The organism is Desulfitobacterium elongatum (assembly GCF_055378975.1).
This window is the reverse complement of the sequence record NZ_AP038772.1, coordinates 520,769-544,221: the sequence shown is the minus strand read 5'-3', so window position 1 is coordinate 544,221 and position 23,453 is coordinate 520,769. Positions and strand designations below refer to the sequence as shown.

Sequence of the window (23,453 nt, the reverse complement as noted above, 5' to 3'; positions counted from 1 at the left end):
AATGTTTCTCCTTATCGGCGGAAGATTCCACCCTTCTCGATGAAACCAGAGAATATAACCCTCCTCCCCCGTGCGCTATTGTTTCCCTTTTAAAACGGGAACTAGCGTTTATCGTGTATTCCGGCAATTCCTCAGGACATGGGAGAAACTGTCATCTTGATTTATTCACCGAATAGAGGAAATTAGTTTTGTATGTTGAATTATTTGTTTAAATACAAAACATCAGCTTTTTGGGGGAAACATCGTTGAAAATCACGAAAATTGTATTATTAACACTTCTAGGAATCATTATTACCTCAGCTATCGCGCTTAAACTATATACGCGAGATGATCATTTGTTTAACAAAGGCGTGATTATCTCGGGTATCGAAGTGGGTGAATTAACAAAAGACCAGGCTCAAGAAAGGATCAACGAAGAAGTAAAAAAGTGGTTGACTCAGTCCGTCAAGTTAGACGTTAATGGAGAAGTGATTGAGCTCTCTCTTGAAAGCCTGGAAACTCATATAGACATTGAAGCACCCTTAAATGAGGCTTATGACCTTGGCAGAAAAGGCTCAATTTTTGATAAAGCCAAAAGTAAAATGAATGATTCAGATGAGGTACACTTTGACCTCGTTCCGACTTGGGATGACAAAAAACTTACAGATACGTTTACTGCGAACTTAGCCAAATATAATAAAGCACCGATTGATGCATCGTTTCATGTCAATGAACAGAATCGGATGCAGATTCAGAGTGAAACGCTGGGTCAAACTACTGAAATCGAACCTTTGGTTACTCAGGTTAAAAAAAGTAAAATCTTCCAAAGTCCCGACTCCATCAAAGTGAATCTTAAAGAAGTAAAGCCTTCCGTCACAGCTGCAGATCTGGAGACCAAGAAAATCGATGGTTTGCTAGCAAGTTACACCACCAAATTTGACGCTTCACTCCTAGAACGCAGTGAGAATGTCCGTATCGCAGCCAAGGCTCTGGATGGAGCAGTTATACAACCTGGAGAAACGATTTCTTTTAACGGTATTGTCGGTCAAAGAACCGGGGAGAAGGGTTATCAAGACGCTTATGTTATTGTAAACGGAGAATTTGTTCCTGGACTAGGCGGCGGTATCTGTCAGGTTTCCAGTACGCTTTATAATGTAGGTCTTCTAGCTAATTTAAGCGTAAAGGAACGTTCGAATCATGAGTTAGCCATATCCTACGCGCCCTTAGGACAAGATGCAACTGTTGCTTATCCTGACTTGGATTTAAAGCTCAACAATGATACCGGAGGTTATCTTCTCATCCGTTCGAAAGTCGTCAAGAATGCATTGACCATCGAGCTTTATGGAAAAGTTAAACCGGGACAGGTAGTCCAGATTTCCAGTAAGATAGAGTCCGTAATTCCTCCCACTGAACAAACGATCCAAGATAGTTCACTCGCAAAGGGTGAACACGTTGTCAAGCAAATGGGGCAACCGGGATATATCGTGTCGGCCTTTCGAACGGTTAAACTCAATGGGACGATTATTAAAACCGAAGAACTCGGCAAAAGCAATTATAAACCCATGCCGCATATTATTGCCATTGGTCCATAAAATACACTTGGAGGAGGCTATTTACATGGATCAAACCATTCACACTGGAGTTAATATTGTCATAACACCTCGAGCTCTAGAGTATCTAGAGAAAAATAATGATAAGGACATCACGATTGATGAGATAGATATCAGTTCATGTTGTATCCCCGTCGTCGCTCCGCCTGATGTGCGCAAAGGGAGGCCAATGAAGCCTGAACGGTATCACGTGATAGAGAAAGATGGATTGAGCATATATTATTCGAAGGGGCTGCCACTCAGGCCTCAAGTTACTATTGATATCCAGGGATTTGGATTCATCAAGTTGCTTAAGATTGCGGACTGGGAAGTTAGATTCATAAGGGGCTGACAAGAAGCGCGTACATGACTTAAGCTTGTAGTTCCGATGGATTCCACGCGAACTTCATTGGAACTTGAAACAACGAGTGTTCCACCCCCAATTACCTTCAAGAAATAAACTCCAAGACAATTGCTAGTCATTTTTCGAAATGTCCTTAAACTTACCCATAATCGACAAACAAGCATCCCGATCACTAATTTTAAGTGATCGGGTTTTCTTGTACTAAGATTTATCCAGTGGTCCACTAATGAGTTAAAAAGAAATCTGACCACCCAGGAGGGCAATCAGATTTCTTTTGCAAATATGTTGAATTCTAAGCTTATTTCAGAGAAAATCCAGGCCCGTTCAAAATTTCTTCGGCCTTGTTTACGATCTCCGTGTACACTGCCCCCTGACCACCTAATACATAGAGTTTAGGATAGACAACCGGTGGAATGCTCACGGTCTGACCGTGCTCATTTGTTAGAGTTTGAGCTTGTTTATTATAATAAGATGCAATGTTCAGTGCCGCCTCGATTTCTAGAGGAAGTTCGTTAGGTTTCGTTAAATAGATAGGAGCCGACCCTAATGAACCCGCAAGAACTGCTCCAGCCAACGCATCAGGGTAATCCTCCCCCGTGGCTAAAAAGATAAACGGTTTGTTTTTTAACTGTATGCTCCACAGCGCATTTGAATCATAACGATTCGCTCCAGCAACTCCTAAAGCTCTCGAATAAATACTCCCGATATTTTTCACAATTTCTCCGAGCGCAACGACCGTCTTTTGTCGGTCACAGAATGCCTTCTGCTCGGTCGTCAATCCTGAATCAGAAACCAAAAGAATGGGACCTGCATCTGAAGTTGCAGCAGAGGCAATTGTAAGTGCATCATAGAAGTTGGAATCACTCACGAGAACGACTTCATTAAGTGGGTTGGAGACTTTCTCGGCGATGATAAGAGACGTTTCATTTCGATTTTGACCCCCGAGCTGATGAATTTTCTCCGGAGCAAAGCCCGCATCCTTCAACGCCTCGGTGAAGCTCAAGGGAATGACCCCCGTTCCCCCTAAAAGGTAGACTTCTCCTGAAAGCTTTACATGCGCTTTAATATACTCAAGTGTCTTCGAACTGGCTTCTGGAGTGCTATCCAAGAGTAAGATAGGTGCATCTTCTTGATTAGCAAGTGGTGCTCCAGCCAACGCGTCAGGATAGTTATTTCCCGAGGCAAGTACAACATTCTCGAACTTACCTCCAGTAGAGAATGAAATTCCATGTTGCTCGGCTAGTTCATCCGCGATTCGAGTCGCCGTTTCATACCGATCGAGACCTGATAAGCGTTCAACCGCCGTATTCATTTGAATTACGCCCGCTCCCATCACATTTGCTGGAAGACTTAAAAATAAGCTGACCGATAAACTGATCGTTACTATACCCGTTAGAATTTTTCTCATACAACTCTCTCCTTCGAAACCAAAAAGTTAGGTCCATCTCCCGCTCTTGAACGAGTTTGTTTTTGTGGATCCAATCCTAGGAATAATTCTAAAGGACTAGGTTTAAAAAATATCGAAATTAATGTCGAATTTTATCTAATAGTCTAAAGTTAGTACTCAAGTCCTATTCGTCTAGGACTTAAGGACTAACGAAAAAGAAAAGAACTCTACAATTAGGTAAATTAAAGGAGAACCCTCACCTTTGTTGAATTTAGACTTATTGAAAAGTCTATGAAAATTCAATTGAGATAAGCTACTTAGTAGAGGAGCAAATGCATGTCTAAAGTTAAGTTTAAAATTTTAACCCATGGGGGTAGTGCCGTAAATGAAGATTTAATTGGACACTATGAGAAAACGTTTTGGATAATGGATGGAGCCACACCACTTTCTAAATCCCATTTCTTGCCCAGTCCATCAGATGCCCAGTGGTTCGTTAAAGAACTTGATAGCGCATTAACATCGATCTTACATCAAGAAGATACCCCAGATTTAAAATCTCTTCTTAACCTAGCCCTAACTCAGGTAGAGCAGAGTGTCATAAATCTCGGCATAGACGTTACGAAGATGACCTTATTTGAGATACCCAGTTGCAGTTTAATTATGTTAAGGGTCAATTCGAATACGCTGGAGTATCTAACGTTAGGGGATTGCTCCCTGATATTCCACTATAGAGATCATTTGCTAGAAGTTAAAGACAAGACGGTCGTCGCCCTCGATCACAGTGTCCTTCAGAAGCTAAGAAGCCAAAGGCTGAAGGGTAATCTTGATCGCAATGAACTTGAATCCTATAGAATGTCCTTACTTCAAAAAAATCGTTCACTCATGAATTCAAGTGAAGGCTATTGGACTTGCACCTGGGACAGAAAAGGTGTAGCTCATGCGACTCTCGGCAGCCTTGATCTCGATAGTGATATGAACGTCCTCGGCTGTACCGATGGTTTCTCGAGGGTAGTCGATTTATATAACACCTGTAAATGGGATGATCTATTACTGCAGAAGTTGAGCCTTCAAAACGCCCTGGATTTAATTCGCGAGATAGAGTTCAAGGATAAAACCATGGATAAATTCGAGCGCCTAAAGATATCGGATGATGCTTCGGCTCTTCTTCTTTCAATTTCATTAGAGGATATTGGAGGTAGGTAAATGATGAAAGAAAACCCACACGATTCAGTACAAATCAAGACGGACATTCTCAATCGTTTCAGCCACTTACCCGACAAAAAGCCGAGAGAAACTGAAAGAGTGTTAACCAAAATTGCGGTTGAAGATTTCCCCCAGGAATCTAGTGTGTTTCTATCCCTGATCGAAGATGAGACCTCAGATTCCAAGACTCGCTTCTACGCCTTTTTTTCCTTAGCTACGATATATAGGCGTAATAAGGATATTACAAAATTCAAGGAACTAGATTATAACTTCGGCTCCCTCTTTAATACTATCCCTTTATACTGGCATCTTAAATCTCTATTATATCGGCAAAGTAAATCCACATATAAATTAGCCTTAGAAAATGCTGAAAAGGCTAAAGATACTCTCCCTGAACACCCCGGAGTCTTACATAGCTACGCTGAAATCGTCGCTCTTATGGCTGAAGATGAACAAGAACGTGGACGTGACTGTGAAACAAAAGAAAATTGTCTCGCTTTCGATCACTTAGATTCAGCAGTAGCCGCAATCGATCAAGCCTTAGAACTCGAAAGTGACTATGCGAAATTTTATTGTACAAAAGGAAGGCTATTAGCTCTCCAAGGTGAGTTCGATAAGGGGCAAAAAAGTATCTTAAAAGCGATTGACAAGGAAAATTCAAACGAAAAAGATTATGCCATACGGATCAATGAATATATGTATATCATGACTCGAATCGAAAGAGAGCAAATGCTTAAATTCTCAGAAAAGCAAATAGAAGAAGTCTCCGCACAAGCGGCTAAGTTAAAGGCTGATGCGGCTCGTTTACAGTTAGAATCTGAAAATCGCATAAAGGAGCTCAAATTGTCCTTAGAGGAAGTCAGAGCACAGAATCTCCAAATCTTAGGATTCTTTACAGCCATAATAAGTTTTACCATTGCTTCTATACAGATTCTTAACCAACAGACGTTTAAGGATGCATCACTTCTTATCGTCGTTTTAATTGGTGCCTTACTAACCGGTTATTCAGGTTTTTTTGCGTTAATGCCAACGAATCAAGTTTCCATGCGAAGAATACTAACAGTCGCCTTATCAGGGATAGCCTTGATTTTAGTCAGTGTCGCTGTATATTCCTTTACCTAGAAGCATGAACCACAAAGCGTCTCAGATAGAATGGGGGATCAGTAATGAATACAGAAGAGCCTAAGGGATTTACGATTCCTGCGTACGTTCTTTTTTCCTTTGAGGAAAAATATAAATCATTCTCCAAGCAGAATATCCGAACCACACTTAATATGGATAAGCCTTTTGGGTTACCCGATTGTAGCTCATTAGATGAAGTTGACCGCACAAATCATATGGATTACGTCTTGAAAAATTTATCAAGGACCTCTAAGGATTTCTCACAAGAGCTTCTTCCCTTTGTTCCCCAACTTCTTCACAAGGTTCAAGATAATGCCATCAAAAACGGTGCAATATTATTCAATGGTCGAGTGGTTAGATTAGAGCATTGGTCTCTAAAGAAGGATGGCCCGATGCCATTACTGATGCTCCAGTTCAGGCCCACTAATTGGTTTACGTTTGCTGTGACTAACTTTGCACTTAAAGAAAAGGTCGGTGAGCATACTGTAGATTCCTTATTAAATGAGGAACCTAAGAAGCTGCTCGGGGCAAAAAGAGCGAATAACATGGCCGTGAGTATCAATGTCATCGTAGAGCAAGGCAACGAAAGATATGTTATTATCTCACAACGGAGTAAAAAGAACGCGAATTACCCTGGTGTTTGGGGGCACACAGCAGGAGGAGATATGGACCCTGAGGCAGACTTTGACAATAATAACGAGATTGACCCCATCAAAGCAGTCGTTAGAGAGTTAAAAGAGGAAACGGGCTATGCCATCGAGGAAAATAAAGTACAAGTGCTTGCACTCATATTAAAAGCTGATCAACTCCAACCGATACTTATAACCCAAGTCATTACCGAGGAACCCTTAAGCCATATCATAGGGAGACAGAACACAGCAAATGCTGCTGATGCTTGGGAGGTCAGCGGAAAGTTCAAGACCTTAAGCTTCACTCCAGTGCATATAGCCGAGTTCTTCGCTCTTACCCCCAAGGAAGATTTAGCCCCAACACTGCTCACTGATTTGTACTTTTCACTGATTTATTTTTACGGCAAATTCCAGGTCGAAAAAGCCTTCGATCGGTGGGGCGGCATTAAGCCCTTTTCTGTATAGACCTATATCACAAAGTAGGTTGTATAAGAACACTGCAAAGCCTGACCACACGTGATCAGGCTTTTATTTCTATTTATGTTTCTGGTAAAATTAAGCAATACGCTAGGAAGAGGTAGAGAATTTTGAACAAGAATTCATTAAAGGATTATACGAATCACATCGAAGAAATCGTCAAAGAATATGAGAACGCTATAGAACGACAACTCGATGCGCAATACCAGGTAAACACTAAGTGGTCAGATCGTTTGGCAGACCGAATAGCCACTTTCGGTGGGAGTTGGCACTTCATAATCTTGTTCAGTTGTTTTCTAGCCTTATGGATTATAACAAACACCGTAATGGTTATCGGCCATTTTGATCCCCCACCCTTTATTCTCCTCAATCTTGTTTTATCCTTCACCGCTGCGTTCCAGGCCCCGATCATTATGATGAGCCAAAACCGACAAGCGGCGCGCGACAAAAATGAATCCTTGATAGACTTTGCGATTAACTTTAAGGCTGAAAAGGAAATTGATGATATGCAACAACATTTACATCGAATTGAAGCAGATATCGCAAAGATTAAGGAACTGTTAGAAAACAACTCTAACCTTAAATAGATCTTTAGTTTATACCTCTAAGTTTATTTTCAGCTTGATAAGCTATACTTAAGTCAATAGATTTTAAAGGGAGGCGAACCATGATACTCCATCCGTTTCGTATTCTAATTGCTGACGATGACCCTGCTATCCGGAAAATGATCAGTTTGGGCTTAAGCCAGGAGGGTTATACGGTTAAAACTGCAGATGATGGTCAGACAGCCTTAGAGATTATGCCAGATTTCGATCCACATGTCGTTATTTTGGATTTGATGATGCCCATACTTGATGGTTATGACCTATGCAAAGCTATACCGCGCATTTCAGACGCTTCGATGATCATGTTAACGGCCAAAAATACGTCTACAGATGCCGTAAAAGGCCTGAGGCAGGGGGCCCATGACTACATCGGAAAACCCTTCCACTTCGATGAATTGTTGGCAAGGATTGAAGTTCAACTCCGTCACCGGTTCCCTAACCTGACAGGACAACGGAATATAGGGGTATTTTGTATGGATGATTTTCATCATCTCATTCATTATCAAGACTCCCCTTTGGAGCTGTCGCGCACGGAATACAAGCTCTTGTCCTACTTCTTATGGAACCCGAACCGAGTATTAAGCAAATCGTCGATCCTAGATCATGTATGGGGATATGATTTTAGTGGCGAGGAAAATATTGTTGAAGTTTATATTCGTTATTTGCGGGATAAACTTGGAGACAAAAATCACACCATCATTCAAACCGTGCGGGGCGCAGGTTACCGACTGGTGAGTTCGTAACCATGAGAGATAAGCGTGATAGTCGTTCTCTACGCATTCGACTCTTAGTACGCATTTGGATTAGTTTGCTGCTGCTTGCTACCCTCATTGGGATAGTACAGTATCAGACCTTAAGTAGCTTTTTGTTAAAAGCACAAGAGCAAAGTGTACAGAGTCAGTTAGCTTCTTTTACCGCTCAGGAGCCTGTAAACTGGCTAACCGGTCGCCAATCCCCGCCTAAATCATACTCGGATCTGAGTTCGGGAATCGAAGTCTTTCTCTATACTAACGATGGCCAGCTCAAGGGAGTATTTGCGCGTAAAGAAGTCAACAATCAAGTGATTCAGAATCGGGACAGAATCATCCAAAATCAATTGGCTAAGCGGCCAATTGTCCCTAAACGATATGTATTGCGGCAAAAAAACGGAGACCGATTATTACTGCTCGTTAAACCCGTATTGCCCAATGAACCCACCAGCGCAAACACAGGCTCTAATCAGAAATCACCCCTTGGATATATGGTCGTTACATCATCATTGTCAACTGTAGATAATACCCTGACCAATCAAGTCAAGACTTCAGTAATTGCTGTTATTGTAGTACTTCTTCTAGGAAGTATTGCCTCATATTTTGTTTTGCGACGACCCTTGCAGCCGCTTCGAACCATCTCGCTAATTTCCGAGCGAATTGCTGCGGGGCGTTATGATTTAAGGATACCCGTTGACCCGAATAGCGCCAGTGAGATTAAATATCTGACCGAAGCATTGAACCATATGCTTGAAACTTTAGAGCATGCCCTGGTCAAAGAACGGGAGGCTAAGGAGGAAATGGGCCAGTTTATTGCAGATGCCTCTCACGAACTACGTACCCCCTTAACCTCAATCCGTGGTTTTCTCGAAATCTTGCTCAAAGGACACACCTCAGATACTGAAGCACTTCACTCTGCGCATGCAACCATGTTGACAGAAACCGAAAGGCTAATCGGCCTGACGGAGACTTTGCTTACTCTCAATCGTTTTAGTGCTACCTTGGTTGAGGCAAATGAAAAAATTCCCTCGTTACTTCCTGCGGATACCCTAAACACTCTAACTCCGCTATTACAATCACTAGCCTATCCTCGAACCTTGGACATTAATTGTACCGCTGACGAGCTCCCGCTCTCGTCTGAGGAGTTAAAGCATATTTTTTACAATCTCGTGCAAAATGCCGTCCAGCACACCAGCGATGTGGGTAAAATCAAGGTTACAATTGTCAGAGAAGACTCAATTTGCGTGCTCTCCGTGGCCGATGACGGTGAAGGTATCAACCCAGAGGATCTCCCCCATATTTTCCAACGCTTTTATCGTGGAAATCAGGCTCGCGATAAACGCAAAGGTCAAGGCGCGGGTCTCGGATTGGCGATTGTGGGTGACATTGTTAAACTACGCCATGGCACAATTCACGTAGACAGCATACCCGGACAAGGTACTGCTATTTGCATACGACTCCCTTATCCCGAAAAAGAAAAGTAATAATCTCAGGTTATTCTCAGTTTCCAACCCTATACTTAAATTAATCCAAAACGATTAACAATAATTTCAGAGGAGGAATGGATTTTTGCGGAAAAGAGTCTTCCTAATAACAGTGCTTTTATGTCTTACCTTAGCGGGTTGTGGTAAAACCGGAGCTTCATCGGCTTCTGTCAGCAGCAATCCGCCCAGTAATGCACAGACAAACAAGCTTCCCCAGGTAAATCCACAGGCCCAACAATTTGACACCAAGTCCTCTCAAGGGCAAAAACAAGTTAATCAAGAAGTGGACGCAAAGTTGCAGAACCTTGACAAAGCATTGAACGCTCTAGATTCCAGCTTAGGGAACATTGAATAGGCTAAAAATTTATTAAAAGGAGTATGATCATGAGAAAACAAATCATTGCCTTAATGACGGTTGGACTAATTCTGACTAGTGCCATTCCAGCCTTAGCCGAGACATCAACGACCAGCCCAACTTCATCTGCAAGCTCATCTAAGCTTTCCCCTCAGGAAAAAGCGGATCATAATACGGCTCGTTTACAAAAAGAGATATTGCGAATTCAAAATACTCAAGAGATGCAGCAGGCCTTAGGGCCGATTCGAGACCTGCAAAAACAAGAGGCAGACCTCCGATCTCAGATAAAAACAGTGAGGGATCAAATTCATCAGCAAATTAAAACAAACCGACAAGCCAAAAATTATGATGTTATCGTTACAGCCCTAAATGGTCTAATCGCGGCTCAAAGTGATATCTCTGCTTTGGAAACACTTGCCCAAACCTGCCAAGCGGATTGGCAACAATTGAAGAGCGATAAGCAAGCTAATAACGAGCAAGCAATTAGTACTGACCTACAGAAAATCCAAGCCGATATTCAAAACCGGATTAGTGCTATGCAGAAAGTATTGTCTGACCTACAGAACATAAGCCAAGCATTGAACACACCCGCTAGCAGTACACCCCAGACGGCACAACAAACAACAGTCCAGCAATAATTGATAGAAGTAAGCTTAAAAAGCAGATAGTGGTTTTTACATCTCTACAAAAACCACTATCTGTTTTTTCAACATTAATCGCATACTTGTTCTAGTTAATAATCATTCCAGATAACCTTCGCCAAGTCATAGCATCTCCTCCCCAATAGAGTTTGCATAGATGCTTTTCAAGATATACCTAGTATATTTAACTGGGGATAATTATATCTATTATCTATCGTCGGCTTACATTTTTTGTTTAAAAAAAGTGTCATTTGGCCTATTTACCCTCTTCCCTTTCTAGATATAACAATGACCAAGATATCTACCCAACCCAACCTCCTAGGCTGTTGAGTTTTAATTAATCCACTACGCACGAATGACACCTCCAAATAGTGGCTGGTAAGACATATCCATAGATTAACCAACCACCCCCTCTTTTAATTAAAAATAAAAAAAACCTGGGGAAAGCACACTAAAAATAGTGTACAGCCCAGGTTATTATATTTATATCTTTCGAGTAAACATACCTTATATCTACTTTATTTGTTATAATCAGTATAAATCTTTAATCTATTTAAATCGTATCGCTTCCAGAGAAGAAAGGAGTCTAATTAGTGGATCTTATTACCCAGTCTTTCTTGGTTCGCACCCTAAAGTTTATTGGCTTTTGGGTACTCATCGGCTTGACTATATGGATTATTGGCCATTTTATACATCTTTTTATTCCATTTATTCTCGCCTTCATCATGGTGGCAATGATTAGTCCTTTGAAGAATTATCTTATACGAAAACTTCGTTTCCCGGAGAGTTTGGCTGTTATCATGGCGATGATTATAGGCATAGGAGGATTAAGTTTACTCATCTTTATCCTAATATCTATAATCATTAGCGAGTTCCAAGACATCTATCTCAATTGGCCACATTATAATACAATTTTCCAAAATACCTTTTCAAATATGTTAACGAAAGCTCAAACACTCTATCTAAACCTCCCAGCAGAGTATATTTCAATGATTAAAGACACGGTTTCAAAACTCATGAATTCCGTCCCGCAATTATTAAGTCAAGGTCTTTCCTTTGCAATCACAATTCCTGAAGCAATTATCGTCATTGTAATTGCTATTGTGGCAACTTACTTTTTATCAATGGGAAGTCAACGATACATTATTGGCTTCCTAAAAATCTTTCCATCCGAGTGGAGGGAAAGCCTTAAGGAACTCGGTCATGATTTTTCGAAAGCCTTATCTGGATTTATCAAAGCGGAGCTCATCATTTTCGGCATTTCTCTGCTTATTTGTATCTCAACACTATTATTATTTAAAGCCAAGTATGCAATTGTACTTGGCACATTAGCTGGAATTTTTGGCATATTGCCTGTTCTAGGTGTAGGGATAGTCCTCATCCCGTGGTCGATACTATCTGCTATTGTTGGAAACAATGTTCTCGCAGTGGAACTTCTTATCCTTACTATTGTCGTTTCTGTCTTAAGGCATGTCATCGAACCCAAAATTCTAGGTGACAATGTAGGACTTGATCCACTGTTTGTTTTAGCGAGCATGTATATCGGTTTAGCAGCTACAGGAGTAATAGGATTAATTCTTGGCCCATTTATTTTGATTGCCTATAAATCATTGCAAAAAGCAGGGGTTTTCCGGAATCTTTAACTTATTTAAATCAAGAGGCGGTCACACAGCTCACTGATTTGTTCTTTTCACTGATTATTTTTACGGCAAATCCCAGGTCGAAAAAGCCTTTGATAGCTGGGGAGGGATTAAGCCCTTTTACGCTTAGCCTCTAAAAAGAGTTCTTCCAAATTGTAATTAAGCACAAAAACGTAGGGAACGGCCCAGTCGTTCCCTACATTTTTGTGCTTTTTGACCATATTAACGTGCTTTCAGTGATTTGGTCGACTTGATTTCTGAAAAACCATCATGACATTTCCGAGCTCTAGGGATTAAATTTATTCCTTGCTCTTTGACTTACCTTCATCTCCACGCTCTTTCGGTGCCTTTTCTTCCTTTTGCACTTGTTTCTCTAATTGCTTCTGTTCTTGTTCTTTTAACTCCTGTTGTTTTACTTCTTGCTGTCTTGGTTCCGCTTTTAATCCCTCTTTTTGCTCCTGCAGCGGGATCTCCTCGGCTTTAACTTTAGCTTTCAATTCCGTTCCATCATACTTCTCATTCTTCTGACTTAGGGCTTGACGACTCTCTTTACTCGTATTGGCCGTCGTATCCTTTGAAGTACTTGTCGTTAATGAATCTGCTGTTACTGCCATACTCCTTAACATCACACCCGAAGTTACTGCAACAGTCTCTTCTAAATCACCATTCTGAGGTTCAAGGGTTCCTTCAAGGGTTTCCAAAGCTTCTTGATCTTCCTCAGATAATTCGGTATCCTCTAAACCTTCAGCTGCCTTCTTAAGTTCTTTAGCAACCCTTAGCTGTTCTTTTTTCTCCATTTTAGCAATACTTTTTTCCATAGACTTTACTACGTTTAGTGCCACTTTCTGCGCGGCTTGGGGAGGAAGCTTATCTAATAGTCCACCCAAGGTTTGAATATTCTTGGCGTGAGACTCGCTGAGCGCGGTCTCAAGTTTCTGCATCGTTTCAGAATCTGTCTCAGTAAGTGTGGCTAAAAAAGCTTGAGCTTCAGTGACTTTTTCCGAGTATGCTTGAAGTGCAACTTCAGCCTCTTCAGTATCCCCATTCTTAATCAATGCATCAGCTTCTGCGATTCTCTCTAGGGCTTGCTCCTCTAGAAGTTTTGTTTTTTCCACGGGGTCAACCGTGAAGACGACTTGAAGTTTTTCGATAAGTGTCGTTAACCAGTAAAATGGAGAATCTGGAAGTGTCCCCGGTAAGACAACTTCTCCGTTCTCATCAAGTACTGGAGGAAGTTCGGTTTCAATTGCGGTATCACTATTTTCTGTAGCTTCTGGGACTGAAATAGGATCGGTGGTTTCGGTGCCTGGTATAACTTCTGTACCTCCAGCAGTTTCGGTAGCTGCACTTGCTTCGGTGACTTCCAACGATTCTGTACTAGAGGTGGTTTCTGTAAGTGCAGTTTCTGTGCTTACCGCGGTTGTATTTTGATCAGTAACTGTCTCGTCAGCTAGAACGACAGAGGCATTGAAAGAAAAAGCACAAAGGGCTAAGCCAAAAACAAAGGCTAAAGTCTTGATTTGTTTCTTCATCTTTATCCACTTCCTTATATAATTTTACTTCCGAAAAGCTTATCCAACCTTTCTCTCTTTCTGCATTATAGCACTTTACAAAATAACCCAACAAGGCTATTTCAGCGAATTAGGTCTAATGGCCTAGAAAAAAGGTACTTTCGCCCTTAGACCTGAATACAGGCTAGAAGGATATCTATCGAGTGTTGATATACCAGACAGACCCCGCTCACTGTTAAAAGTGAGCGGGGTCTGTCTGTTCATACATTATTCGGTTATCAATCTGTCGTCGTATAAGCCCTTACAGAATAACCGCTTGTGTCACTGCTGTTATGCGCTTGAACTTTGTAATAGTATGTCTTGTTTGCTGTGAGATTTGTGTTGGTATAGTATTCGTTGTATGCAGTAGCTATTTTCGTATAAGTTCCGGTGGACGATGTTGCTCTGTAAATATAGTACGAAGTCGCACCATCTACCTCATCCCAAGTTAGGTAGATTGAACTGGAACTTAAGGCAATTGCATCTAAATTCGTTGGTGTATCAAGCGAGATTTCGGAATCTGTCGTTACATAAGCAATTGATGAATAAGCACTTGTACCAGAGCTATTATGAGCCTGAATTTTATAATAATAGGTCGTATCGTCAGAGACATTAGTATCATAATAGTAAGAGGTGCTTACTGTATCAATCTTAGAGTAGGTTCCAGAGTAAGAGGTTGCCCGATAAATATAATAAGATGTGGCACTGGATACTGAATCCCAGTTAAGATAGATTTCATTCGAGCCCATGAAAGTAGCTGAAATATTATCGGGAGTAAATAGCGTAGATGAAGGTCCTAAAATTGACGACCCAAGACTTACAAGGATACTATCTGTTACAGCTCCAGTACCTCCCAAAGCAGTGATTTTATCCACATCTCGATTGCTCAAAAAATCTTTCGTTGCCTGACTCGTAACACTGCTAACGAGAAGAATAGGGGATTGATTTGCAGAGGCGAGTGCCGAACCCGCTAAAGCATCTGGAAAATCTTCTCCTGTTGCAATATACGAGGTGTCAAAATCCAAAGTGTTAATATAAGCTTTGACAATATTCAAGTTCGTTTCATAACGGTCATTTCCACTTAACCGTGTTGGTGAGGGAAGCTGATTGTAGACATAACTACTTATCACTCCATTACCACCTACGACGACCGTGCTTTGAATATTATTCTTTAGATAGGTTTTTACTACTCCAGATAGTTGATCTTTGGCAGTTAGCAGAATGGGAAATCCCTTCATTGAAGCAATCGGTGCGATAGATAGCGCATCTGGAAAATTATCTCCTGTAGCAATGATAGCTTGATTTACATAGCCCATTTTTTCAGCAACCTTGACTGAAGTCTCATAGCGATCATTCCCAGCAAGCCTGATAACGGTAATCCCCATATTCTTGATTGTTTGCTCAACAGTGGATGAGATAACGCCTGTTCCCCCGATGATAAATACTTCTTGAACGTTTAAATTCGTTAATGCATTTCTTGTTTGGCTTTCTAAATTATATCGTGAGGTCAATAAGACCGGGGAATCGTATTTTCCAGCTAGTGGTGTCCCACATAATGCGTCTGGGAAATCTTCCCCACTTGCAAGAACGGCATAGTAGGAACTGGTCCAACCCTCCTCTGCAATTTTAGCCGCTGTCTCGTAACGGTTTTGACCTGCTAATCGTCCAATATTATCCCCATAAGAACCATAGTAATTTGTGGTTGCATACTCACTATCGGAATAGTCACTTGTACCATAACTATTATAAGCCTTTACTTTGTAGTAATATCTTGTGTTTGCCGACAGGCCGGTATCTGTATAGTGTTGAGAACTAACAGTCGCGATTTTTGTATATGTCCCTGATAAAGAGGTCGCACGATAAACATAGTAAGAGGTTGCATTATCCACGGTATCCCAGTCAAGGTAAACTTCACTCGAACCATTGGTTGTGGCATTGAGATCATACGGTTCGCCAGGGATACTAGGGGTTACATAAGCAGATGCTCGTGTAGAATAGTCGCTTGATCCATAGCTATTATAGGCTATTACTTTGTAGTAATAGGTCTTGCCCGGGGTAAGATTTGTATTGGTATACGAGGTCGCTTTGACTGTAGCGATTTTAGTGTAGGTTCCTGAAGCTGAGGTTGCTCGGTAAACATAATATCCCGTTGCATCATTTGCAGTGTTCCAAGTTAAAGAAACAGAGTTGTTTCCAGAATCATCTGCATCGAGATTCGCCGGAATATCAGGAACTCCTGTCGGTGCTAAGGTTGTAGTTGAGGCCACCGGAGAGTAACTACTCAGTCCGCTGATATTATAGGCTTTAACTTTGTAGTAATAAGTTGTTGAGGCCAAGAGTCCTGTATCTGAATAGGAATTAGTGGTCACTGTTGCAACTTGGGTATAAGTCCCAGATAAAGAAGTTGCTCTGTAGATATAATAGGAAGATGCTCCACTAACTACACCCCAGTCTAGGTTAATTTCGCTGGAACTCCCTGCCGAAGCTGTAAGAGTAGCTGGTGCTGAGGGTATACTCGGCGCAGCTTGCGTTGTTGCAGAAGAGACTGAAGAGTAAGCACTCGTACCCTTGCTGTTGGTGGCTTGCACCATGTAGTAATAAGTACGGCTTGCTGTAAGCCCGGTATTATTGAATGAAGTATCTTGAACCGTAGCTATTCTTGTGTATGACCCTGTTGCGGAGGTTGCTCTGTAAACAATATATGAAGTTGCATCAGTAGTGGGATTCCAGGTTAATTTAATTTCATTATAACTTATTGCAGTTGCATTAAGATTCTCTGGAATACCCGGAACTTGCGTTGGAGCTAAGGTTATGGCTGAAACAACAGAAGAAAAGCCGCTGGAACCGCTGCTACTAGTAGCTTTCACCTTGTAATAATACTGTGTTGAGGCCAAAAGCCCCATATCTGAATAGTCATTAGTTGATACGACATTAACCTCGGTATATGTACCTGAAGAAGAACTTGCTCTTAAAACAGTATATGAGATTGCATCGGCGTTTGGGTCATTCGGATCAACCACTAAATCCCACTTCAAATCAATTTGATTAGAACTTATAGGCGTTGCCGTAAGATTAGTTGGCGCAGATGGAGCAGTCGCCGCTAAGGCATAACTAGGAAGCAACATTGATGCAATAACTAGATAGATTAATAAATGCAACTGAAATAGTTTAAGATTTTTCATCCTTTAAGCCTCCTTATAAACTTAAGGTATTTATAGTGAACTTAGGCACAAACTATACTATAATCATATATTATTTAAGAAAGATTTACCTAAAAAATATCTGAATTATATAATAAAAACAATGTCATAATTAGAGTACTTTTACCTTAATCGCAGGATTGTTAGTACCAAACAGGGTAGATTCAGGTGTCTGAACCCCTCAAGATTTGACAAAAAGAGATCAACTTGCCCCTTCCCTTCGCTCAAAGGTGCCCGGATCTCTTCAAATTTTCAGTGACTATTATATTTCAGGATGCTCGATACCTGCCCATGAAAAACTACTCGTTACGTCAACGTCGTTATCAGACGCAAATATCGTTGAATCAGATAATGAAACGATGGCTTGTGCACTAACTAAACCATAAACAATATGGTTCCAAATAGCAGAATAAAATGTCTTTGTTAGCCTAAATTTTTTCAGTACTCCAAACTTTTGCCCAGCTATAAGACTACCTAGAGAAAGTATTGCTACAAACGTACCCTTAATTAGATGATAATCTTTACTTGTTTTCTTTAAAATATATGTTAATAGAACTCCCCAAATTGAACCTATACCTAAATGGGCTATTTCGCCTAAAATAAAATTTTTCCTTTGTTTTGTTCTGAAAGGAGCTACAAATAATCCACCGGCTATGTATCCATATAACGTTTCGGTTTTTCCTGCCTTAAATATTAAGAAATTTGATATATCCATAAAGATTGCCCCAATTAAGCCTCCAAGAAGCCCAATAGTAATTGAATCCTTCATCTTCCCAATCTTCAGTACGGAAGATTGGGATTTCATTAATAATCTCAATCTCATTTTTTAGAACCCTCCTCTATCTTTATCTTTTATAGTATCCTAAAAGAGGGCGTCTTAATATTGAAATTATTTCTATTTTATGCAAATCAGTCTATTACGTAAGCGTCTAGTAAAACAGTGTATAGAAACTTTCCTAAAACTATGGGACAATCCTCTAAATTAAAGTTTTTAAAGTTTTTCAAGTTAAGTTGAAAAACTTTTAAAGGAGGTTTAGAGTTGGATACAAGGAAAGTTGCTAGTCAATATCGTTTAAATCAGTGGACTGAGATTGTGCGTCAATGCCGCAGTAGCGGACAGACAGTTGCTGTATGGTGTGCTGAGAATAACATTAATACAACAAGTTATTACTATTGGTTAAGGCGTATTCGCAAAGCTGCTTGTGAAGCTCTTCCATCACTTAGTGGAAACAATTTAATCGTTCCGGTAAACATTCCGGTCCATACGGTCGAAACTGACTCTCCGGATCAAGAATCATCGTCGGATATTGTTTTGCGAATGGGTACTGTTACATTGGAAATTTCCAATAACGCATCAGCAACGTTGATCGAAAATACGCTTAGGGCACTGCAACATGTTCGGTGATATCTCCAAAGCAGAGCAAATCTATATCGCTTGTGGGTATACCGACATGCGAAAATCGATTGATGGACTTGCAGCCGTAGTCCAGCAGAACTTCCAGTTAAACCCCTTCCAGAATAGTCTCTTTCTCTTCTGCGGTCGGCAACGTGATCGTATGAAAGCACTCTATTGGGAAGGTGATGGATTCGTTCTTCTGTATAAACGGTTAGAAAACGGAAGCTTTAAATGGCCGATGAATGCTGAAGCCGTTCGCAGTGTCACCTACCAAGAATTCAGATGGCTCCTAGAAGGGCTATCGATAGATCAACCCAAGGCCGTAAAAAAGTTGAATATAACGGCTTGTATTTAACAGCAAAAATGAGCGCAACGGATCAGGTAAAAACACTTGAAAATCGCATATCCGAACTGGAACAAGAAAATAAACTACTTCACGATACGGTTGAATATTTAAAGCGTAAGCTTTTTGGTAGAAGTTCAGAGAAGACATCAGTCCTTTCATTGGGACAGATGTCTCTTTTTGATGAAGCAGAAACTGAGCCTAATCCGGCGGCTCCAGAGCCTGACCTTAAGGAAGTACAGAGTTATCGTCGAAAGAAATTTAAAGGCCAACGGATGGAACTCTTGAAAGATATCCCCCACGAAAAACGTCTTTGTACGCTTGTTGAAGAAGACCGTTTTTGCGAAGCATGCAATACTACGCTTGTGTCGGTGGGCGAAGAGTTTATCCGTACAGAAATCGAGTACATACCTGCTCAGGTCAGAGTTATTGACATTTACCGCGAGACCTTCGAGTGTCGTACCTGTCGTAAGAATGGTCAGCCTTACATGGAGAAAGCACCAATGCCATATCCGGTAATTCAGCACTCAATGGCATCTCCTTCTACGGTTGCTTGGGTTATGCACCAGAAATTTGTAACTGTTTATGGCAAAATAGAAATGGTCCTTTCCATAGTTAGTTGAATTTTCGGCCTTTTTCAAGCCATAACAATTTCTTTTTTAACATTTCGAAACTATTACGGCCATACATTATACGCTTTATAACTTTAAGCTTATTTACACTGCCTTCAGCGAGTCCATTATTATATTCATATTTAATGGCATTTTTTACAGCTGTAATATCTCTGGTTATGCCATTTATAAATGAAGTTATTCCACGGATATTTAAGCCTGATGCCCTATGTATCCACTGTTCAAATTTGCCAATATTTTTATTCGACAATATTTCTTGCGAACGTCAAGAAAAAAGTGATTCTTTCCATAGTTAGTTGAATTAAGTGATGACTAGCGATATAAATGAATAGTGAGAAACATTTGAAACGAGGCTATTCGATGGATGAGTTTATTAAGTTATTAGATGGGAATTTAGAGTACGTCAGCCATGAGATAATTGACGATACGATTTTCATTCGAGTTGTTTCAATAAGGGAAACAGTTAACTGTCCTTTTTGTGGACAACCTTCATCAAAAATCCATTCTCATTATGCCAGAAGTTTTCAAGATTTACCGATGCAGAATAAGAAAGTCATTGTAATTCTTAGAAACAAAAAAATGTTCTGCCATAATCCAGAGTGTGAACATACAACATTCGCCGAGACGTTTGATTTCCTGCCGGCCAAGGCCAAGAAGACAAAGCGCCTGGAAGATGAAATAATTAATTTATCCATGAATGTAAGCTCTCTGACAGCATCTGCCCTATTGAAAACGAGTGTTGCGAAAGTAGGTAAAAGTACTATTTGCAATCTTTTAAAAAAAAGAAGCACCGATAATTGATAAGGAATCCATTACTTTGGTCTGTATAGATGACTTTGCAATTAGGAAAAGGGAATCTTATGGAACAATCATGGTTGATATCGAAACTCACCGAGTGATTGATCTAATTCCGTCAAGAGAATGCGATGATGTTGTAGAATGGTTAAAGACCTATCCAAATCTTAAAGTCATTTCAAGAGACGGTTCTATTACCTACCACAACGCTATAACAACAGCTCATCCCAAGGCTATACAGGTAAGTGATCGATTTCATCTACTTAAGAATTTAACTTCGTATTGTAAAGAGTTCCTTATGAAATATTTCAAAGCAAAAATAACCATTGAGTTGCCTGAAGAACCTCAAGTTGATGTGACGGAAACATTGGATATTGCTATAAAAAACAAAAAACTAACATTAGAAGAAAAGTCAAACCGAGCACTGTCAATGCTGGTAGAAGGTTGCGGTAAGACACAGATTTGCAAACAGTTGAATATGGATATTCGGACACTGGATAGATTGATGGGAATGAGCGAGGAAGAACGTAATCGGTATGTGAGGAGCATTATGGAACTTTCCCATGAGCAAAGAGTGTTAAAGAAGCAGGAATTGATAAATACAGTAAGGAATATGCATGTGAAAAAGTATTCTATTAGGTCAATTTCCGAAGAGCTACAATTATCTAGGCAGACGGTTTCAAGATATTTGGAAGAAGATGTAACAGCCATTCATGGAAGCTATAGTGTTAAGAGGAAAAGCATCTTAGATCCATACCTACGTGAAATAAATTTGCTAATGGATAAAGGCGTCTCCTCACCTGTAATTGAAACAGAAATCCGCCAAAAAGGTTATGCTGGTTCATCCTCTACACTAAGACATTATATGGCACGTATAAAGAAGCTGATTCAGAATACTTACATTGCCAATAAAAAGGTGCCAGGGAATATCGAATTAGTGGAACGTAAAACATTAATAAAACTATTGTTTAAGAAATTAGAGAAAATCAAAGGACTCGATACCGAATGTTTAGACAGAGTGAATAGGCAATATCCACGGTACAAGGAGATCATAGACATAGTTAATGAATTCAAAGAAATTATAAACGCTACAATAAAAGTGAGCCAAAAATAGATAAAACGCCAGGAAAAAAGTGAGCCACTTCTATTAAAAACCCTGTATAGTTCAGAAGAGAAAGAGAGCTGACGTACAGGGGGGAGAAAGGGTGTCAATAGAAGTGGAGATTTATGAAAAGATCCGCCACCTACATGAGCACGAAGGCAAGTCACAGAGGGAAATATCTAAAATACTCGGGATATCACGCAACACAGTCAAGAAATACTACGAGGGCACTCAGGTCCCATGGGAACGGCGAGGAGTAAGTGGTCGTCAGCGCTATGTGGTAACCGATGAGGTGATGGAATTCATCAAGAGCTGCTTAGCTAGCGATGAGGCTGAGAATGTCAAGAAACAAAAACACACCGCCAAGCGAATCTATGATCTTCTTGTGGACTTTATGGATTTCGAGGGTGGCGAAACAACGATACGAGAAATCGTAGCCGAACTTAAGGGTAAACAAGCGAAAGTTTTTATCCCCTTATCTTATGATCCAGGAGAAGCCATCCAGATAGACTGGGGTGAGGCAACGGTATATATCCAGGGCAAGAAAATGAAGATTAACTTATTCTGTATGCGAGAGTGTTACAGCGCAGATATGTACTGTAAAGCGTTTTACCGACAGAATGAAGAAAGCTTTCTTGAAGGCCAAATCAGTGGGTTCGACTATTTCGAAGGGGCTCCGAAACGGATGATCTTCGATAACGCCAAAGTAGCCGTCAAAGAAGGTTTTGGAGTCCATGCCAAAGCTCAAGATCGCTACAAAGCATTAGCCGCACACTATGCCTTTCAATGTGACTTCTGCAATATTGCATCTGGGCACGAAAAAGGCTTGGTCGAGGGGATGGTCGGATTAGTAAGGCGGAATATGCTGGTGCCTATACCCCGAGTGGAAAGCCTAGACGATCTTAACGCGGAGCTCCTACGAAGGTGCCTTAAATACCGTAATCATAAGATTGCCGGTAGAGAGCAAACCATCGGTGGGATGGCACTAACGACAAAGGTAAGGATGACCCAGTTACCCCGATATAGGTTTGATTCAAGCAAGAGCATCACCGCAAGAGTCAGTGAATTCTCGACCGTGAGATTCGATTACAACCACTACTCCGTACCGTTCAAGTATGTAGACAAAGAAGTGAGTGTAAAGGGCTATGGTAACGAGGTTGTGATGGTGTACCGGAATACTGAGATTGCCCAATATCCCCGTTGTTACGAAAGAGGACAAACGAAATACCGACTTGAACATTACATAGACCTTATTGAGAAACGGCCCCGAAGTGTTTTCAACGCTAAGCCAGTAAAGAATAATATATCCACTGAACTGATGGAGATCGGCAGACGGCTGTCTGGCCCCCGTGAAATGGTCAAACTTCTGCGACTCTGTATAGACTATGGGGAAGCCAAGGTCATGACAGTAATAAGCCGCTTAAAAAGTCCTACACTATCAGTCGAACAGATACAAGCCTATCTCCTTCAGGATACTCCCCACCCGGAGCGAATCTATCCCTCAATCGATATCAAGGTTTCAAAACCACAGTTTGACAAGTATGATGCCCTGATGAACAGGGGGGCTAGGGTATGAGTGGAGTAAATACTCACGAGATAAACCCCATTAAAGAGACGATCAAGCTTTATGCTAAGCAGCTTAGGACCCCAGCATTTGTGGGTTATGAAAACGTGGTCAGGCAGCTCTCCCCTGGCGATGGCTATGATAAATTTCTCTGCGAGACGATGAAGCTTGAAGTATTACAACGGCAGGCGGCTGGACAAACACGAAGAATCAAAAAGGCCGGGTTCCCCGTCATGAAAACGCTGGATGAATTTCATTATGAGAGACTTGAACACATCTCAGAATCCTTTATAGGGGAGCTCGCCTCTTGTGACTACATAAAGAAACGGCAAAATATTACTATGATCGGTACCCCAGGGGCTGGGAATTATCGAAAGAGTTTAGTTATGGAAAGAAATTAGCGTACATCCCCGTTATTACGAAGAATGTTCTTTGATTTCTTTCCATAAAAACTTCAGTAAAACCTCAGAATAGGCAATGAAATATTGTCTATCAGGAGGTAAGCTATGGAAACAAGAAAACCAATTGAGGTACTCGCTGCAGAGGTCATCGAGGAACTCAAGCAACTAAATTACGCATATAACACCATATGCGGGTTGCGTGCTTCATTCAAACGGATTCTGTACATTTGCGCAGAACAGAGGTGA

22 protein-coding genes and 1 pseudogene are annotated in these 23,453 nt (G+C 40.8%); 18 read left to right on the top strand and 5 right to left on the bottom strand.

What is annotated here, in order from left to right; genetic code table 11:
* Positions 1-245 precede the first annotated feature (245 nt).
* Together ACZ42W_RS02400 and ACZ42W_RS02395 are read left to right on the top strand one after the other, a co-directional pair.
* Complete coding sequence (locus ACZ42W_RS02400; protein WP_464168185.1) at positions 246-1,571, top strand: VanW family protein; 1,326 nt, start codon at positions 246-248, stop codon at positions 1,569-1,571.
* Positions 1,572-1,596: 25 nt separating this feature from the next.
* Positions 1,597-1,920 (top strand): CC/Se motif family (seleno)protein, encoded by a 324-nt coding sequence (locus ACZ42W_RS02395; RefSeq protein ID WP_464168183.1) that lies wholly within the window; start codon positions 1,597-1,599, stop codon positions 1,918-1,920.
* Positions 1,921-2,230: 310 nt separating this feature from the next.
* On the opposite strand, the gene ACZ42W_RS02390 is transcribed toward ACZ42W_RS02395, so the two are convergent.
* Complete coding sequence (locus tag ACZ42W_RS02390) at positions 2,231-3,340, bottom strand: cell wall-binding repeat-containing protein (RefSeq protein WP_464168182.1); 1,110 nt, start codon at positions 3,338-3,340, stop codon at positions 2,231-2,233.
* A gap of 315 nt (positions 3,341-3,655) precedes the next feature.
* Between ACZ42W_RS02390 and ACZ42W_RS02385 the strand changes: the two genes are divergently transcribed.
* The 9 genes from ACZ42W_RS02385 (at position 3,656) to ytvI (ending at position 12,227) form a co-directional block, all read left to right on the top strand.
* Positions 3,656-4,522 (top strand): hypothetical protein, encoded by an 867-nt coding sequence (locus ACZ42W_RS02385; protein ID WP_464168181.1) that lies wholly within the window; start codon positions 3,656-3,658, stop codon positions 4,520-4,522.
* Positions 4,523-5,644, top strand: a complete 1,122-nt coding sequence (locus tag ACZ42W_RS02380; RefSeq protein ID WP_464168179.1) for a hypothetical protein — start codon at positions 4,523-4,525, stop codon at positions 5,642-5,644.
* Positions 5,645-5,688: 44 nt separating this feature from the next.
* Positions 5,689-6,738 carry an NUDIX domain-containing protein gene (locus tag ACZ42W_RS02375; protein WP_464168178.1) on the top strand — a complete coding sequence of 350 codons (1,050 nt, stop codon included), beginning with the start codon at positions 5,689-5,691 and terminating at the stop codon, positions 6,736-6,738.
* Positions 6,739-6,860: 122 nt separating this feature from the next.
* Positions 6,861-7,337, top strand: a complete 477-nt coding sequence (locus ACZ42W_RS02370) for a DUF1003 domain-containing protein (RefSeq protein ID WP_464168176.1) — start codon at positions 6,861-6,863, stop codon at positions 7,335-7,337.
* Positions 7,338-7,417: 80 nt separating this feature from the next.
* Positions 7,418-8,098 carry a response regulator transcription factor gene (locus ACZ42W_RS02365; RefSeq protein WP_464168173.1) on the top strand — a complete coding sequence of 227 codons (681 nt, stop codon included), beginning with the start codon at positions 7,418-7,420 and terminating at the stop codon, positions 8,096-8,098.
* 2 nt (positions 8,099-8,100) lie between these two features.
* Complete coding sequence (locus ACZ42W_RS02360; protein ID WP_464168171.1) at positions 8,101-9,588, top strand: sensor histidine kinase; 1,488 nt, start codon at positions 8,101-8,103, stop codon at positions 9,586-9,588.
* Between the two features lie 85 nt (positions 9,589-9,673).
* Complete coding sequence (locus ACZ42W_RS02355) at positions 9,674-9,943, top strand: hypothetical protein (RefSeq protein WP_464168169.1); 270 nt, start codon at positions 9,674-9,676, stop codon at positions 9,941-9,943.
* A 29-nt stretch (positions 9,944-9,972) separates the two neighbouring features.
* A complete protein-coding gene (locus ACZ42W_RS02350; protein ID WP_464168167.1) occupies positions 9,973-10,581 on the top strand; it encodes a hypothetical protein in 609 nt (202 codons plus the stop codon).
* Between the two features lie 596 nt (positions 10,582-11,177).
* On the top strand, positions 11,178-12,227 hold the full coding sequence (gene ytvI, locus ACZ42W_RS02345; protein WP_464168165.1) for a sporulation integral membrane protein YtvI: 1,050 nt from the start codon (positions 11,178-11,180) through the stop codon (positions 12,225-12,227).
* Positions 12,228-12,523: 296 nt separating this feature from the next.
* Here ytvI and ACZ42W_RS02340 read toward each other — a convergent pair whose 3' ends face one another.
* The 3 genes from ACZ42W_RS02340 to ACZ42W_RS02330 all read right to left on the bottom strand — a co-directional run bounded on the left by ACZ42W_RS02340 (position 12,524) and on the right by ACZ42W_RS02330 (position 17,797).
* On the bottom strand, positions 12,524-13,756 hold the full coding sequence (locus ACZ42W_RS02340) for a DUF5667 domain-containing protein (RefSeq protein ID WP_464168163.1): 1,233 nt from the start codon (positions 13,754-13,756) through the stop codon (positions 12,524-12,526).
* Positions 13,757-14,013: 257 nt separating this feature from the next.
* Complete coding sequence (locus ACZ42W_RS02335; protein ID WP_464168161.1) at positions 14,014-16,956, bottom strand: cell wall-binding repeat-containing protein; 2,943 nt, start codon at positions 16,954-16,956, stop codon at positions 14,014-14,016.
* A 280-nt stretch (positions 16,957-17,236) separates the two neighbouring features.
* Positions 17,237-17,797, bottom strand: coding sequence for a hypothetical protein (locus tag ACZ42W_RS02330; protein ID WP_464168159.1), 561 nt, complete (start codon positions 17,795-17,797; stop codon positions 17,237-17,239).
* Positions 17,798-18,013: 216 nt separating this feature from the next.
* Here ACZ42W_RS02330 and tnpA point away from each other — a divergent pair, with 216 nt between their 5' ends.
* From tnpA to ACZ42W_RS02315, 3 genes and pseudogenes are all read left to right on the top strand, one after another.
* Entirely contained in the window at positions 18,014-18,379 is a 366-nt protein-coding gene (gene tnpA, locus ACZ42W_RS02325; RefSeq protein WP_464168157.1) for an IS66 family insertion sequence element accessory protein TnpA, read from the top strand.
* Positions 18,369-18,725 (top strand): IS66 family insertion sequence element accessory protein TnpB, encoded by a 357-nt coding sequence (gene tnpB, locus ACZ42W_RS02320; RefSeq protein WP_464168156.1) that lies wholly within the window; start codon positions 18,369-18,371, stop codon positions 18,723-18,725. Before tnpA ends, tnpB begins: the two co-directional genes overlap by 11 nt.
* 8 nt (positions 18,726-18,733) lie before the next feature.
* Positions 18,734-19,291 (top strand): annotated as a pseudogene (locus tag ACZ42W_RS02315) (IS66 family transposase zinc-finger binding domain-containing protein); the annotation flags it as partial.
* A gap of 37 nt (positions 19,292-19,328) precedes the next feature.
* Here the strand turns inward: ACZ42W_RS02315 and ACZ42W_RS02310 are convergent.
* A complete protein-coding gene (locus tag ACZ42W_RS02310) occupies positions 19,329-19,595 on the bottom strand; it encodes a transposase (protein ID WP_464168155.1) in 267 nt (88 codons plus the stop codon).
* 110 nt (positions 19,596-19,705) lie between these two features.
* On the opposite strand from ACZ42W_RS02310, the gene ACZ42W_RS02305 reads away from it, so the two are divergent.
* From ACZ42W_RS02305 to ACZ42W_RS02290, 4 genes are all read left to right on the top strand, one after another.
* Entirely contained in the window at positions 19,706-20,146 is a 441-nt protein-coding gene (locus ACZ42W_RS02305) for a transposase family protein (protein WP_464168153.1), read from the top strand.
* A 16-nt stretch (positions 20,147-20,162) separates the two neighbouring features.
* Entirely contained in the window at positions 20,163-21,254 is a 1,092-nt protein-coding gene (locus ACZ42W_RS02300) for an ISL3 family transposase (RefSeq protein ID WP_464168151.1), read from the top strand.
* Positions 21,255-21,345: 91 nt separating this feature from the next.
* Positions 21,346-22,818 (top strand): IS21 family transposase, encoded by a 1,473-nt coding sequence (istA, locus tag ACZ42W_RS02295; RefSeq protein WP_464168149.1) that lies wholly within the window; start codon positions 21,346-21,348, stop codon positions 22,816-22,818.
* Positions 22,815-23,207, top strand: coding sequence for an ATP-binding protein (locus ACZ42W_RS02290; RefSeq protein ID WP_464168147.1), 393 nt, complete (start codon positions 22,815-22,817; stop codon positions 23,205-23,207). The genes istA and ACZ42W_RS02290 overlap by 4 nt, the downstream gene beginning before the upstream one ends.
* Positions 23,208-23,453 lie beyond the last annotated feature (246 nt).

Coding starts and splice junctions, on each gene's coding strand:
- ACZ42W_RS02365 (WP_464168173.1), top strand. CDS start 7,418: ATGATACTCCATCCGTTTCGTATTCTAATTGCTGACGATGACCCTGCT.
- ACZ42W_RS02395 (WP_464168183.1), top strand. CDS start 1,597: ATGGATCAAACCATTCACACTGGAGTTAATATTGTCATAACACCTCGA.
- ACZ42W_RS02335 (WP_464168161.1), bottom strand. CDS start 16,956: ATGAAAAATCTTAAACTATTTCAGTTGCATTTATTAATCTATCTAGTT.
- ACZ42W_RS02390 (WP_464168182.1), bottom strand. CDS start 3,340: ATGAGAAAAATTCTAACGGGTATAGTAACGATCAGTTTATCGGTCAGC.
- ACZ42W_RS02340 (WP_464168163.1), bottom strand. CDS start 13,756: ATGAAGAAACAAATCAAGACTTTAGCCTTTGTTTTTGGCTTAGCCCTT.
- tnpB (WP_464168156.1), top strand. CDS start 18,369: ATGTTCGGTGATATCTCCAAAGCAGAGCAAATCTATATCGCTTGTGGG.
- ACZ42W_RS02385 (WP_464168181.1), top strand. CDS start 3,656: ATGTCTAAAGTTAAGTTTAAAATTTTAACCCATGGGGGTAGTGCCGTA.
- ACZ42W_RS02380 (WP_464168179.1), top strand. CDS start 4,523: ATGATGAAAGAAAACCCACACGATTCAGTACAAATCAAGACGGACATT.
- ACZ42W_RS02350 (WP_464168167.1), top strand. CDS start 9,973: ATGAGAAAACAAATCATTGCCTTAATGACGGTTGGACTAATTCTGACT.
- ACZ42W_RS02330 (WP_464168159.1), bottom strand. CDS start 17,797: ATGAGATTGAGATTATTAATGAAATCCCAATCTTCCGTACTGAAGATT.
- ACZ42W_RS02290 (WP_464168147.1), top strand. CDS start 22,815: ATGAGTGGAGTAAATACTCACGAGATAAACCCCATTAAAGAGACGATC.
- ACZ42W_RS02305 (WP_464168153.1), top strand. CDS start 19,706: ATGGATGAGTTTATTAAGTTATTAGATGGGAATTTAGAGTACGTCAGC.
- ACZ42W_RS02360 (WP_464168171.1), top strand. CDS start 8,101: ATGAGAGATAAGCGTGATAGTCGTTCTCTACGCATTCGACTCTTAGTA.
- ACZ42W_RS02375 (WP_464168178.1), top strand. CDS start 5,689: ATGAATACAGAAGAGCCTAAGGGATTTACGATTCCTGCGTACGTTCTT.